The sequence below is a fragment of the Herbaspirillum sp. GW103 genome, from assembly GCF_000261365.1.
Taxonomy (GTDB): domain Bacteria; phylum Pseudomonadota; class Gammaproteobacteria; order Burkholderiales; family Burkholderiaceae_D; genus Herbaspirillum.
The window spans coordinates 232,143-245,736 of record NZ_AJVC01000004.1 but is presented as its reverse complement, the minus strand read 5'-3'; the positions used below and the strand labels follow the sequence as shown (position 1 = coordinate 245,736).

Annotated in this window: 11 protein-coding genes; 4 read left to right on the top strand and 7 right to left on the bottom strand. The window is 62.1% G+C overall.

The annotated features are described in order from the left end of the window. Positions 1-49: 49 nt before the first annotated feature. The 4 genes from GWL_RS13295 to GWL_RS13280 all read left to right on the top strand — a co-directional run bounded on the left by GWL_RS13295 (position 50) and on the right by GWL_RS13280 (position 4,857). Positions 50-817: a dienelactone hydrolase family protein gene (locus GWL_RS13295; protein WP_008330987.1), complete on the top strand. Its 768-nt coding sequence runs from the start codon at positions 50-52 to the stop codon at positions 815-817. Between the two features lie 199 nt (positions 818-1,016). Further along, entirely contained in the window at positions 1,017-1,739 is a 723-nt protein-coding gene (locus tag GWL_RS13290; RefSeq protein ID WP_008330986.1) for a gluconate 2-dehydrogenase subunit 3 family protein, read from the top strand. Between the two features lie 2 nt (positions 1,740-1,741). Further along, positions 1,742-3,523, top strand: a complete 1,782-nt coding sequence (locus GWL_RS13285) for a GMC family oxidoreductase (protein WP_034350806.1) — start codon at positions 1,742-1,744, stop codon at positions 3,521-3,523. A gap of 11 nt (positions 3,524-3,534) precedes the next feature. Continuing rightward, positions 3,535-4,857 (top strand): cytochrome c, encoded by a 1,323-nt coding sequence (locus tag GWL_RS13280; protein ID WP_008330982.1) that lies wholly within the window; start codon positions 3,535-3,537, stop codon positions 4,855-4,857. Between the two features lie 203 nt (positions 4,858-5,060). Here the strand turns inward: GWL_RS13280 and GWL_RS13275 are convergent, their stop codons facing one another. From GWL_RS13275 to GWL_RS13245, 7 genes are all read right to left on the bottom strand, one after another. Beyond that, positions 5,061-5,942: a carbohydrate ABC transporter permease gene (locus GWL_RS13275; RefSeq protein WP_008330981.1), complete on the bottom strand. Its 882-nt coding sequence runs from the start codon at positions 5,940-5,942 to the stop codon at positions 5,061-5,063. Next, the gene (locus GWL_RS13270) at positions 5,942-6,841 is read right to left on the bottom strand and encodes a carbohydrate ABC transporter permease (protein WP_008330979.1); all 900 of its coding nucleotides are present in this window, start codon (positions 6,839-6,841) and stop codon (positions 5,942-5,944) included. Before GWL_RS13270 ends, GWL_RS13275 begins: the two co-directional genes overlap by 1 nt. Before the next feature lie 183 nt (positions 6,842-7,024). After that, positions 7,025-8,356 carry an ABC transporter substrate-binding protein gene (locus GWL_RS13265; RefSeq protein WP_008330977.1) on the bottom strand — a complete coding sequence of 444 codons (1,332 nt, stop codon included), beginning with the start codon at positions 8,354-8,356 and terminating at the stop codon, positions 7,025-7,027. A gap of 128 nt (positions 8,357-8,484) precedes the next feature. Next, positions 8,485-9,570 carry an ABC transporter ATP-binding protein gene (locus GWL_RS13260; RefSeq protein ID WP_008330975.1) on the bottom strand — a complete coding sequence of 362 codons (1,086 nt, stop codon included), beginning with the start codon at positions 9,568-9,570 and terminating at the stop codon, positions 8,485-8,487. 213 nt (positions 9,571-9,783) lie between these two features. Continuing rightward, a complete protein-coding gene (locus tag GWL_RS13255; protein WP_008330973.1) occupies positions 9,784-10,743 on the bottom strand; it encodes a C-terminal binding protein in 960 nt (319 codons plus the stop codon). Between the two features lie 273 nt (positions 10,744-11,016). After that, a complete protein-coding gene (locus GWL_RS13250) occupies positions 11,017-12,756 on the bottom strand; it encodes an IlvD/Edd family dehydratase (protein WP_034351156.1) in 1,740 nt (579 codons plus the stop codon). 142 nt (positions 12,757-12,898) lie between these two features. Further along, the gene (locus GWL_RS13245) at positions 12,899-13,117 is read right to left on the bottom strand and encodes a hypothetical protein (protein ID WP_157174243.1); all 219 of its coding nucleotides are present in this window, start codon (positions 13,115-13,117) and stop codon (positions 12,899-12,901) included. Between the last annotated feature and the right edge of the window lie 477 nt (positions 13,118-13,594).

Genomic DNA, 13,594 nt, shown 5'->3' with positions numbered 1-13,594 from the left:
CCTGGTCTCCACGCCCGGCGACGTTTGCCAACCAAAGGAGCCTCCATCCATGTCCACGTCCTGGAACACCGCCGCCATCGCCGAGAAGCTCGGCATTCCTGTCACCGACCTCGGCATCGAGACCATCGCCCACAGCGCCGATGGCATCGATTACGAAAGCGTGCTCCTCTACAACAAGGCGCAAGCCCCGGTCTCCGGTGTGCTGAGCGTTCCCAATTACTTCGGGCTGCGCCAGCAGGCGCTGGAAATCGCCGCCACCACCATCGGTGCGGGCCATGCCATCCTGGTGGCCGATGTGTTCGGCAAGACCCTGCGTCCGGGCAATCCGGACGAAGCTCTGGCGGCCATCATCCCGCTCAAGAAGGATCGCGCCGAACTGCGCAAGCGCATGCACGGCGCGCTCAAGGTCTTGCGCGAGCAGTCCTTCGTCAAGCTCGATGCGTCCAGGCTGGGCGCCTGCGGTTTCTGTTTCGGTGGCACGGCGGCGCTGGAGCTGGCGCGTGATGGCGCTGAGCTGCGCGGCACGGTCTCGCTGCATGGTGCGCTCGATACCCCGGCCCCGGCCGAGAGCAAGATCAAGGGCGCAGTACTGGTGCTGCACGGCGTGCAGGATCCGTCGGTGCCACGCGATCAGGTCAATGGCTTCATCGACGAGATGAGCGCCCTGAAGATCGACTGGCAACTGGTCAACTATGGTCAGGCAGGCCATTCCTTCACCGATCCGGATGCCAACCATCCCGGCTTCTTCTACCACCGCCAGACCGCCGAGCGCGCCGCTGTTGCCTTGCAGGATTTCTTCGGCGAAGTGCTGGCCTGATGTAAATCAGGCACCGCAGGGCGGAGTCCTGCCGGTCTGAGTCTCACCCTGTGCGGCTGCGCCCGACGACACCGCACAGGGGCTACACCATAACAAGAAGAGAACGCGTCCATTCGGCACGCAGGGGAGCTTCATCCTTGCATGGCGTGTTGCCAGCGTCCCGCATACCCTCGTCAAATCCCACGTCCAAAGGATACTCATGTCACAAGATAAAGAGCCCAGGCGGCGCTTCCTGCGCCAGGTGTTGGCCATCGTCCCAGCCGCGACCACGCTAGGCGGCGCCACCACCGCAGCAGTCAGCCAACCGGCAATGGCCGACAGCAGCGAGCCGGGCAAGGCCCGCGCCTACACTCCCAGCTACTTCACCGCGCCCGAATGGGCCTTCCTCAACGCCGCCGTCGATCATCTCATCCCCTCGGACCAGTACGGTGCCGGTGCACTGGAGACCGGCGTGCCCGAGTTCATCGACCGCCAGATGGAAACGCCCTATGGCGCCGGCAAGCTGTGGTACATGCAGGGTCCTTTTCACCCGGACAGCGCGCCTGAACTGGGCTACCAGCTCTCGCTGGTACCGCGCGACATCTATCGCCAGGGCATTGCCGCCTGCAATGACTGGTGCAGCAAGAACCACGGCAAGGTCTTCGCCGAACTCGACAAGGCCAAGCAGCTGGAAGTACTCAAGATGATGGAAGGCGGCAAGATCAGCTTCGATACGGTGCCGGCCAAGACCTTCTTCAGCTTCATGCTGGGCAATACCAAGGAAGGTTATTTCGCCGACCCGATGTACGGCGGCAACCAGAAGATGGGCGGCTGGAAGATGGTCGGCTTCCCCGGTGCGCGTGCCGATTACGCCGACTGGGTGGACCAATACAACGTCAAGTATCCATACGGCCCCGTGTCGATTCTGGGAGAGAAGGGCTGATCATGGCTATCAAAAAAGACAAAGTGGATGTAGTGATGGTGGGCCTGGGCTGGACCGGCTCCATCATGGGCATGGAGCTCACCGAAGCCGGCCTGAACGTGCTGGCGCTGGAGCGTGGCGACATGCGTGACACCAACACCGACACGCCGTATCCGAAGGCGGTCGATGAACTGAAATACTCGGTGCGTGGCGCGTTGTTCCAGGACCTCTCGCGCGAGACCGTGACGATCCGCCATGCGCTCTCCGATGTGGCGGTGCCGTATCGTCAGCATGGCTCCTTCCTCTTGGGTGATGGCGTGGGCGGTGCCGGTTTCCACTGGAACGGCATGATGTACCGCAACCTGCCTGAAGAACTGGAAATGCGCTCCCACTACGAGCAGAAGTACGGCAAGAAATTCATCCCCGAGGACATGACCATCCAGGACCATGGCGTGACCTACAAGGAACTGGAGCCGTTCTACGATTTCTCGGAAAAGGTCATGGCCGTCTCCGGCAAGGCCGGCAATCTGAAGGGGAAGATCGTGCCCGGTGGCAATCCGCTGGAAGCCGAGCGCAGCGATGAATTCCCGACCCCGCCGCTGCAATACCAGTACGCTGCTTCGCTGGTGGAGAAGGCCATGCGCGATGTCGGCTACCACCCCTATCCCGCGCCGGCGGCCAATGCCTCGCAGCCCTTCACCAATCCGTACGGCGTACGCATCGGCCCCTGCAACTACTGCGGCTTCTGCGAGAACTACGGTTGCTACATGTATTCGAAGGCTTCGCCACAGACCACCATCCTGCCGGTGCTGTTGAAGCGCAAGAACTTCGAAGTGCGTACCAAGGCGCAGGTCATCAAGGTCAACCTGGATGCCTCCGGCAAGCGCGCCACCGGCGTCACCTACATCGATGCCCAGGGCCGCGAGGTCGAGCAGCCGGCCGATCTGGTGCTGCTGACCGCGTTCCAGACCCACAACGTGCGCCTGCTGCTGCTCTCGGGCATTGGCAAGCCGTATGACCCGGTCACTGGTGAAGGCGTGGTCGGCAAGAACTTCGCCTACCAGTACAACGGGGGCATCAACGTGGTCATGCCCAAGGGGACCCAGTTCAATCCCTTCATCGGCACCGGTGCCGGTGGCGTGGGCATGGACGACCTCAACGGCGACCAGTTCGATCACGGTCCGCTGGGCTTCATCGGCGGCGCCTCGATCCGTCACGTGCGCACCGGTGGTCGGCCCATCAAGCAGGCCGGCACCATGCCCGGCGAGAAGGTCCCCAGCTGGGGTTCGGAATGGAAGGCCAGCGTGCAGGACAGCTATCAGCGCACGCTCACCATCGGCATGTCCGGTTCGGTGATGGCTTATCGCGACTGCTACCTGTCGCTGGATCCGACCTACAAGGATGCCAACGGCCAGCCGCTGCTGCGCCTGACCCTGAACTGGAAGGAAAACGAAGGCAAGATGCTGACCTACATCGCAGGCCAGATGGAGAAGGTCGGCCAGGCCATGAATCCGGAAAAGGTCATCAAGGCCGTACGCAAGACCGGTTCGTCCTGGGATACCCGGGTCTATCAGTCGACTCACCTGACCGGCGGCGCGATCATGGGAACGACGCCCAAGAACAGCGTGGTCAACAAGTATCTGCAAAGCTGGGACGTGCCCAACGTGTTCGTCTACGGGGCCTGTGCCTTCCCGCAGAACATGGGTTACAACCCGACCGGGCTGGTCACGGCGCTGGCGTATCACTCCGCCAGGGCCATTCGTGAGCAGTATCTGAAAAACCCCGGCCCGCTGGTGCAGGCATAAGGATGACGACCATGATCAAGCATTATTTCATCGCCGCCTGCGCGGCAGTCATGTCGCTGTCCGCGTTGTCCGCAGCGGCGCAAATCAATCCGGCAGCGCCCTCGGCTGATCAGCAGCTGGTGCAGCGCGGCGAGTACCTGGCCAAGGCCGGGGACTGCGTGGCCTGCCACACCGCCAAGGGCGGCAAGCCTTTTGCGGGCGGCTTGCCCATTGCCACGCCCATCGGCACGGTGTATTCCTCCAACATCACGCCGGACAAGGAACACGGTATCGGCAACTACAGCGAAGAGGATTTCGACCAAGCCCTGCGTCACGGCATCCGCAAGGATGGTGCGTCGCTCTATCCGGCCATGCCGTATCCCTCCTACGCCAAGGTCAAGCCGGCTGACGTGAAGGCACTGTATGCCTATTTCATGAAGGGTGTGCAGGCCGATCCCGCACCCAATCGCGGTGTGGACATCACCTGGCCGTTGTCGATGCGCTGGCCGCTGTCGGTGTGGCGCAAGGTCTTTGCACCGGCCGTAGCGGTCGATGGTCCCGAGGACAATAGTCCCCTGGTCCGTGGCCAATACCTGGTCGAGGGCCTGGGACACTGTGGCGCCTGCCATACCCCGCGTGGCGTGGGCATGCAGGAGAAGGCGCTGTCCAATGACAGCAGCCAGTTCCTCTCCGGTGGTGTCGTCGATGGCTACCTGGCCAACAACCTGCGCGGGGATGCCCGTGATGGTCTGGGCAACTGGAGCGAGGCCGATATCGTGGCCTTCCTCAAGACCGGCCGCAACAGCCATTCCGCTGCTTTTGGCGGCATGGCCGACGTGGTCGCCAACAGTACCCAGTACATGACCGAGGAAGATCTCTCGGCCATGGCCAAGTACCTGAAGTCCTTGAAGCCGGTGAAGGACAGTACGGCTGCGCTGGCCTATGACGACAAGACCCACCAGGCCCTGCGCCGCGGCAGCGACCAGAGCCCCGGGGCGATGGCGTTCCTGAACAACTGCGCGGCCTGCCACCGCAGCAGCGGCAAGGGCTATGACGAAACCTTCCCGAGCCTGGCCTTGTCACCCACGGTCAATGCCGAGAACCCGGCTTCGCTGATCCGCATCGTGCTGGAAGGCGCCGAAATGCCCTGGACCCACAAGGCCCCGACGCAATTCGCCATGCCGGCCTTCGGCAGTCGCCTGTCGGATCAGGAAGTGGCCGACGTGGTCACCTTCATCCGCAGCAGCTGGGGTAACCAGGCCGGATCGGTGAGTGCCTCCGAGGTCGCCAAGGTGCGCAAGCAACTGCCGGAGAAGAAGACGGTGGAGGCGAATGCAGCAGTGACCACGCGTTAAGCCTTTGAATATGTCGCCAGGCTTTTTGAATAGCTCTTCGAGAGTTTAGTTGAAGGTCAATTACAAAAAAGGAGCCCAAATCTTCATCGATTTGGGCTCTTTTTATTTCGTAATTGAGTCGGCTGCCTACCGGATATGCAATTCAACAGAATGGTAGCTAATACCGTGGGGCGATAGGCTCAACGGTATTAGCATTTTCCAAGTTACTCCTTCACCGCCCCCGTCATGCCCGATACGTAATACTCCACAAAGAACGAATACACCACCGCCACCGGTAGCGAACCCAGCAGCGCACCGGCCATCAGCGCTCCCCAGTGATAGACGTCGCCATCCACCAGCTCGGTGACGATCCCCACCGGTACCGTCTTGACCTCGGAAGAAGAAATGAAGGTCAGCGCATAGATGAATTCATTCCATGACAGCGTGAAGGCAAAGATGCCTGCCGAGATCAGGCCCGGCACCGCCAGGGGCAGGATGATCTTGACCAGGATCTCCCAGCGGGTGGCACCATCGATCAGTGCACACTCTTCCAGCTCATAGGGAATCGAGCGGAAGTAACCCATCAGCAGCCAGGTGCAGAACGGGATCAGGAAGGTCGGATAGGTCAGGATCAGCGCCCAGCGCGTGTCGAACAGCCCCAGCTTGAACACGATCGCCGCCAGCGGAATGAACAGGATCGATGGCGGGATCAGGTAGGCCAGGAAAATGCCCAGACCGACCTGCTTGGAACCCTGGAAGCGCAGTCGTTCGATCGCATAGGCGGCAAAGACGCTGGCCGCCAGCGAGGCGAAGGTCGATACCACCGAGACGATCACCGTGTTCAACAGCCAGGCCGGATACTGGGTTTCGAACAGCAGCTTCTTGAAGTGCGCCAGCGTCGGGGCAACCACCCAGAACGGGTTGCCGGTCTGCGAGAGCAATTCATTATCCGGCTTGAAGGCGGTGATCACCATCCAGTAGAACGGGAACAGCAGCACGAACAGGAAGATCAGTAGCGGAATGTAGATCGTCACCCACTTGCGCGGCGTCGATTGCAGGAAATCCATGCCCTGGGTTTCCTGCTGGTCGTCTTTTTTCTTGGCCATTATTTGTCACCTCCTTGTTGCCAGCCGCGACGTTGCAGGCCGAAATACGAGAACATGATCGCTGCCAGCAGGAAGGGAATCATGTAGGTTGCCAGCGCCGCGCCTTCGCCCAGGGCACCGCCCGGAATGGCGCGCTGGAACGAGAGCGTGGCCATCAGGTGGGTGGCGTTCAACGGACCACCACGGGTGAGCACATAGATCAGCTGGAAGTCGGTGAAGGTGAACAGCACCGAGAAGGTCATCACCACCGCGATGATCGGCGTCAACAGCGGCAGCGTCACGTGGCGGAACTGCTGCCATGGCGTGGCACCGTCGATGGCTGCGGCCTCATACAGCGAGGGCGAGATCGTCTGCAGGCCCGCCAGCAGCGAAATGGCCACGAAGGGGATGCCGCGCCAGACGTTGGCGAAGACCGTCGACCAGCGCGCATTCCACGGGTCGCCCAGGAAGTCGATGTAGTGATCGATCAGCCCCATCTTGTGCAAGGCCCAGCTGATGACGGAAAACTGCGCGTCATACAGCCACCAGAAGGCCAGCGCCGACAGCGCGGTTGGCACGATCCAGGGCAGCAGCACGATGGCGCGGAAGAAGGTCTTCAGCGGTACGTTCTTGTTGAGCAGGATGGCCAGCCACAGGCCGAGTGCAAATTTCAGGATGCTGGCGCTGACCGTGTAGAACACGGTATTGAACAGCGACAGCTGCGCCAGCGAATCGCCGGCCAGATAGGTGAAGTTGTCCAGGCCGATGAAGCTGCCTTCGCCGCCGATCTTGGTATCGGTGAAGCCCAGCCAGATGCCCAGGCCCAGCGGGTAGGTCAGGAACACCACCAGCAGGATCACGGCCGGGGCCATGAACAGCATGCCCAGGACGTTACGGTTGTTCAGGAATCGGGATAGCATGATGTGCCTCGATGAAAGGGCCGCAGAACGAGTCCGCGGCCAGTACTGTAGTGATGCGCAGCCACGCCTGGCGATGCGCCAGCGATGCCGCATCGGGCCGGCAGGCCCTGACAACCTGCCCCTTTGCCCGCTGTCCCGAGGGAACCCGGTGCGGCTGCGTCGCTGCCCTTCAGGCCGATGGTATCAAGCCTTGTAGTAGCGCTTGGCGCGTTCGGCCGCGCGGTCGATGGCTTGCTGCACGGTCTTGGCGCCCGAGGCCGCCTCGGCCACCATGTCCACCACCACGTAGTCCGCCATGCAGGCCGCCGAGGCCTGGCCCAGCGGGCCTTCGTGACCATGGTCCAGCATCAGCGAGGCAGAGTCGCGGTAGACCGTGGCCTTGGGGTCGTCGGTCCAGACCGGGTTCTTCTCGTAGGCCTTCAGCGACTGGCTGACGTAGCCGATGGAAGCCTTCATCCACGGGTTGTACTGGTCCGGCTCGAACATGAACTGCACGAAGGCCTTGGCCGCATTGGGATACTTGGTGTGCTTGAATACCATCATCTGCGTGATCTGCATCAGCTCGGTGGGCTTGCCTGCCGGGCCGATGGGGAAGTGCGCATGCTGGGTATCCTTGGCGATCTCCTGCATCTTGGGCTCGGCCGAGTTCTTGGCGGCGTAGTACACCGAGATGCCGTTGGCGGTCATGCTGATCTGGCCATCCAGGTAAGCCTTGTTGTTGGAGGGGTCCTGCCACGACAGGGTGCCGGGTACGAAGGTGGCATACAGCTGCTTGGCGTATTCCAGCGCGGCGCGGGTCTCCGGCGAATTGATGGCGACCTTGCCGCTCTTGTCGACCAGCTTTCCGCCGTGCGACCACAGCAGCCAGTGCGCCCAGTTGTTGGCGTCACCGACGGCCTTGCCCAGGGCGAAGCCGACCGGCGTGTCCTTGGCCTTCAAGGCCTGGCACAGCTTGAGGAAGCCGGCCGTGTCCTTGGGCATGGTGTCGAAGCCGGCGGCCTTGATCTGGCTTTCGCGGTAGACCAGGGCATTGCCGATCACGCCCAGCGGCAGGGCGATCCACTTGCCATCCTTGGTGCCGTACTTGCGGCAGACGTCGTACCAGCCGCCATAACGCTTGCCCAGCGAATCAGCCAGATCGGTCATGTCGATGAGCTTGGTCGGATATTGTTGCGGATCGTCGAACCAGCCCAGCACGATGTCCGGACCGCTGCCCACGTTGGCCGCCACGGCCGCTTTCGGACGCACGTCTTCCCAGCCTTCGCTGTCGGTGCGTACCGGGATGCCGGTCAGCTCGGTAAATTTCTTGACGTTGGCGTTCCACAGGTCTTCATCGCCCTGGACGAAACGTTTCCAGCGCAGGATGCGCAGGGTTGCGCCCTGTTCGATGGGGTACTTGATGCTGTCGGCACCGGCCGCACCGGCGCCTGCGGCAAAGGCATTGGCGCCCATGCCGGATGCGGCTGCGGCGGCAGCACTGGTGACCAGGAATTCGCGTCGTGTCAGCTTGCTCATGTCTCCTACTCCTTCGGTTGAAAGTCGAATTGGACCGCTCTCGAACAACGTTCTTGCGGATGGACTCTTTTTCTTGTGATGCTGCGCTACTGGTGTTGCCTGGGTTACTGCAATGACGGTACGCCCGATCAGCGCGCCGCCAGCGACTTGCCCGATTCGGTATCGAACAGGTGCGTACGGCTGTGGTCGGGGACCAGGTGAACCACATCGCCGGCGCCGAAATCATGGCGCTCGCGGAAGATCGACGTGAGGCTGCTCTCGCCGAAGCGCGAGAACACTTCGGTATCGGCACCGGTCGGCTCCACCACGATGACCTTGGTGGCGATACCTGCTCCGGCAGGACCGATGGAGAGGTGCTCGGGACGCACGCCGTAGGTGACCTTCTGGCCGTCATTGCCCTGCAAGGCGCTGCCATAGGGTGCCGGCAGGCGGGTGCCGTCGGCGAATTCGACTTCGGCAGCCGCGCCGTTGCGGCGCAGGGTGGCGGGAATGAAGTTCATCGCCGGCGAGCCGATGAAGCCGGCCACGAACAAGTTGGCCGGATGATCGTACAGATCCAGCGGACGGCCGCGCTGTTCCACCAGGCCATCGCGCATGACCACGATCTGATCGGCCATGGTCATGGCTTCGATCTGGTCGTGGGTGACGTAGATGGAGGTGGTCTTCAAGCGCTGGTGCAGTTCCTTGATCTCGGTGCGCATCTGTACGCGCAGCTTGGCATCGAGGTTGGAGAGCGGTTCGTCGAAGAGGAACACCTGCGGATCACGCACGATGGCGCGTCCCATCGCCACGCGCTGGCGCTGGCCGCCCGAGAGCTGGCGCGGGTAGCGATCCAGCAGCTGGTTCAGACCGAGGATGTCGGCGGCCTTCTTGACGCGTTCTTCCACGAAGGACTTGTCCTTCTTGGCCAGCGTGAGCGAGAAGGCCATGTTGTCGCGCACCGTCATGTGCGGGTAGAGCGCATAGTTCTGGAACACCATGGCGATGTCACGGTCCTTGGGCTGGACGTTGTTGACCACGGTGCCGCCGATGAGGATCTCGCCGCCGGTGATTTCTTCCAGCCCCGCCAGCATGCGCAGCAGCGTGGACTTGCCGCAGCCGGAAGGACCGACCAGGACGGTGAATTCGCCATCGGCGATATCGATGTCGACGCCCCGGATGATCTGGGTGCTGCCGAACTGCTTCTTGACTGCGCGGATCTGTACTGATGCCATCAAATGCTCCTCGTGTCTATCCTCGTATCGACGCTGCGGAACCGGTTCCAGGCGGAGCCGTTCACAGCGCACTTTGTTCAGGCACGTCCTGTGGAGGGACGTACGGAAGATCCTGGTGGTCTTCCTTCTTCTGTCATCTACGGTGATGCAGCGCCGGCTGGCGGCCGGCGCGGTGCTGCGTTGGCGCCCCGTTGCCGGGGTCATTGTTTGGTCTTATTGGTTCTTGCCCTGGACGACCACGTAGGAGGGCCGTCCGTTGCGGTCCCAGTCGATCAGGTTCTGGGCCGCCTTGCGCCGCAGTTCGCGTGCTGCGACATCCGAGAAGAAGGCCGCGTGCGGCGACAATAGCACACGTGGATGCTGGACGATAGCCGAAGCCGTCTCGGGCGGCTCAACCGGCAACACATCCAGCGCCGCACCCTTGAGCTTGCCATTCTCCAGCGCCGCCAGCAGGTCGTCGATCTTGACCAGGCCACCGCGCGCGGAGTTGACCAGATAGCTCTGCGGTTGCAGCAGGCCCAGCAGCGAGGCATCGATCATGTTGCGCGTCTCGTCGTTCAAGGGCGTATGCAGCGACACCACATGCGCTTGGCGGAACAGTTCCTCGCGGCTCACGCGTTCCACGTAGGCGGGGAAATCGCCATCGATGATGTAGGGATCGTAGGCAATGACGCGCTTGAACAGATTGCGCGAGATGTGTGCCATGCGCTTGCCGATGCGGCCCAGACCGATGATGCCGATGGTCAGGTCGGAGGCGCGCGGGATGATGCCGGCCGTGGTGTAGTGCCATTCACCGGCCTTCACGGCTCGGTCGTAGACGGTAATGTTGCGGATCAGGTCCAGGGCCATGGCCAGCGCATGGGTGGCCACTTCGCCCACGCCATAATCGGGCGAGTTGGCGACCCACACGCCGTGCGCGGCGGCGTCGGCCGTGTTGATGGTGTCGAAGCCGGCGCCATAGCGGCTGGCGATGCGGATTTCAGGCCGGGCTGCAAAGACCTTGGCGTTCACCGGTGCGTATTGCACCAGCAGGCCCTGGCATCCTGCGGAGGCGGCGATCACCTCCTCTTCGGTGCGGCATTGCGCGGTTACGACTTCCACACCGGCTTCCTTGTAGAGCGCAAGCTCCAGGTCGACGTCGGGAAAATCGTAGTCCGTAATCAGTACTTTCATTGCTCGTCTCCGTGATGGTTGTCTTGGTCCACCTGATGCAACTACTTCCTGGAACACGGCCGCCGCTTGTTGTGGCTGTACCGTGATCCCGGGGTACGACGGATGCTGGTATTAAGATGACTTTAATGCTGTTTGAATGACCCTTAACTTTTGCTTAATGCTGCTGCTTTGATGCTTTGATGCTTGTTGCTGCAGGTGGAATTCGGTGCAACCGGTTTGTTTGCAAAATCTGACTGCCCCTGCCGCCGCTCACAGCGGCGAGGGCAGATCCGTTCAGTGATTGTCCTTGGGCACGTAAGGTCCGCTCTTGCCGACCAGGAAATCAAGGTCCGCGCCCTGGTTGGCCTGCTGCACGTGATCCACGTAGAGCTTGACCCAGCCGCGCTGCATCTGCGGCGGCAGCTCGGGCTTGCTCCACTGCGCACGGCGGCGCGCCAGTTCTTCGTCCGACACATCCAGGTGCAGCTTGCGCGCCTCCACATCGAGTTCGATGAAGTCGCCGTTCTGCACCAGCGTCAGCGGCCCGCCGGCGGCCGCTTCCGGCGAGACGTGCAGCACCACGGTGCCATAGGCGGTACCGCTCATGCGGGCATCCGAGACGCGCACCATGTCCGTGATGCCCTTGCGCAGAATCTTGGGCGGCAGCGGCATGTTGCCTGCTTCGGCCATGCCGGGGTAACCCTTGGGACCGCAATTCTTGAGCACCAGCACACAGGTTTCATCGACGTCCAGGTTCTCGTCATCGATGCGCTTGTGCAGGTCGTCGCTGTTCTCGAACACCACGGCACGGCCGCGATGCTTGAGCAGGGCAGGGGTGGCGGCCGATGGCTTGATGACGGCACCGTCCGGGGCCAGGTTGCCCTTGAGGATGGCGATGCCGGCTGCTTCCTTGAAGGGCTGGTCGAAGCTGCGGATGACTTCCGGATTCCAGTTCGGCGCATCCTGGCAGTTCTCCCACAGGGTCTTGCCGTTGGCGGTCAGGGCGGTCTTGTCGATCACGCTTTCGAGCTGGCGGATCACGGCCGGCAGGCCGCCCGCATAGTAGAAATCTTCCATCAGGAATTTGCCCGAGGGCTGCAGGTCCAGCAGGCAGGGCAGTTGCTGGCCGATGTCGTCCCAATCCTTCAGATCGAGCTGGATGCCGATGCGACCGGCAATGGCCAGCAGGTGGATCACTGCATTGGTGGAACCACCGATGGCGGCGTTGACGCGAATGGCGTTCTCGAACGCCTGGCGGGTGAGGATCTTGGAGAGCACCAGGTCTTCTTCCACCATCTGCACGATGCGGCGACCGGCGTTGCGGGCCAGCACGTTGCGGCGCGCATCCACGGCGGGAATGGCAGCATTGTGCGGCAGGCCCACGCCCAGTGCCTCGACCATGCTGGCCATGGTGGAGGCGGTGCCCATGGTCATGCAGTGACCGTGCGAGCGGTGCATGCAGCTCTCGGCTTCAAAGAATTCTTCCTGCGTCATCTTGCCGGCGCGCACGTCTTCCGACATCTGCCACACGCCCGTGCCGGAACCCAGTTCACGGCCACGGTATTTGCCTGAGAGCATGGGGCCGCCCGACACGCCGATGGTCGGCACATCCACTGAAGCCGCGCCCATCAGCAGGGCCGGCGTGGTCTTGTCGCAGCCCATCAACAGCACCACGCCATCGAGTGGATTGGCGCGGATTGACTCTTCCACATCCATGCTGGCCAGGTTGCGATAGAGCATGGCGGTGGGCCGCAGCAGGGTCTCGCCCAGCGACATCACGGGGAATTCCAGCGGGAAGCCACCGGCTTCCCAGATGCCGATCTTGACCTGTTCGGCCAAGGCGCGGAAGTGCGAATTGCAGGGGGTCAGTTCGGAATAGGTATTGCAGATGCCGATCACCGGACGGCCATCGAACTGGTCGTGCGGGATGCCGCGGTTCTTCACCCAGGAGCGGTAGATGAACCCATCGCGGTCCTGGCGGCCAAACCAGGCCTGGCTGCGGCGGGTGGGTTTTTTCTTGGTGTCGTCGGTCATTGTCGTTTCCCTGGCAAGGTGCGTGCGCAAGCGCGCACTGCGTTCCTTGCCCTGCTTCATGCGATCCATGGGCTGCCGGCCGGATGTGGCCAGCAGTGCCGTTCAATGCTTGCTGCCTGCGCGAACCTGGTCTTTGTCAAACTCAGGCGAGAGCGCGCGCGGCGACGGGATGACTGTCGCCCTGGTCAAAGAAATAGCGGGAAAAATCAATCAGCAGGAAGGCCAGCAGGGACCCGAACGCAGAGCAGCGATGCAAGGCACGGCGCGCACGCACGCTGGAGGCGGTGGCGGCGCAGCGCGCCTGCGCCCAGCCGGCCGGCGTCCTGCGGTTCACATGCGATGCTGTGCCTGGATAAGCCAATGGGATGTCTCCGTTGCCTGGAGCCGCCGGCAGGTGCCATGGCGGCTGGGTCTGTGCCGTCCGTTCTGCCCTGCGGCCTGCCCCGTCCCCGACGGTGGCATGGCACGCTGATGCGACGTGACTTGTGTAATTGGCTGCGAGTCTATTGCAGCCGGATTTGTTTGGTCAAGTGGTAATACCAGATCGCGAGAAAGCTTTTTGTCAGCATTGTGCGGCTGGCTTTTTGCGTCGCCGCTGCAACATGCAGTAAAACACACTGCCAGCCTGAAAGCCAGAGCTGGTAAGGGTTTGCGACGGGCTATTAATGTTGCATGGCACCAAGGATGAATTTTTTTGATCCATTCGATTCATCCTTGACACTGCCGGAGTGATGTGAAATTCTAGCCTCCGCTGGTCAGACCACATGACCTCTGCGCGACTCATCCCATGCAGCGGTCGTGGCCAGCAGCAATACCATGCAGCTCAACCGGCCTGGTC

What these genes read in the sequence shown, in the direction of transcription:
- GWL_RS13275 (WP_008330981.1), bottom strand. Translation starts at nt 5,942, where the DNA reads ATGGCCAAGAAAAAAGACGACCAGCAGGAAACCCAGGGCATGGATTTC.
- GWL_RS13265 (WP_008330977.1), bottom strand. Translation starts at nt 8,356, where the DNA reads ATGAGCAAGCTGACACGACGCGAATTCCTGGTCACCAGTGCTGCCGCC.
- GWL_RS13280 (WP_008330982.1), top strand. Translation starts at nt 3,535, where the DNA reads ATGATCAAGCATTATTTCATCGCCGCCTGCGCGGCAGTCATGTCGCTG.
- GWL_RS13255 (WP_008330973.1), bottom strand. Translation starts at nt 10,743, where the DNA reads ATGAAAGTACTGATTACGGACTACGATTTTCCCGACGTCGACCTGGAG.
- GWL_RS13260 (WP_008330975.1), bottom strand. Translation starts at nt 9,570, where the DNA reads ATGGCATCAGTACAGATCCGCGCAGTCAAGAAGCAGTTCGGCAGCACC.
- GWL_RS13250 (WP_034351156.1), bottom strand. Translation starts at nt 12,756, where the DNA reads ATGACCGACGACACCAAGAAAAAACCCACCCGCCGCAGCCAGGCCTGG.
- GWL_RS13290 (WP_008330986.1), top strand. Translation starts at nt 1,017, where the DNA reads ATGTCACAAGATAAAGAGCCCAGGCGGCGCTTCCTGCGCCAGGTGTTG.
- GWL_RS13270 (WP_008330979.1), bottom strand. Translation starts at nt 6,841, where the DNA reads ATGCTATCCCGATTCCTGAACAACCGTAACGTCCTGGGCATGCTGTTC.
- GWL_RS13295 (WP_008330987.1), top strand. Translation starts at nt 50, where the DNA reads ATGTCCACGTCCTGGAACACCGCCGCCATCGCCGAGAAGCTCGGCATT.
- GWL_RS13285 (WP_034350806.1), top strand. Translation starts at nt 1,742, where the DNA reads ATGGCTATCAAAAAAGACAAAGTGGATGTAGTGATGGTGGGCCTGGGC.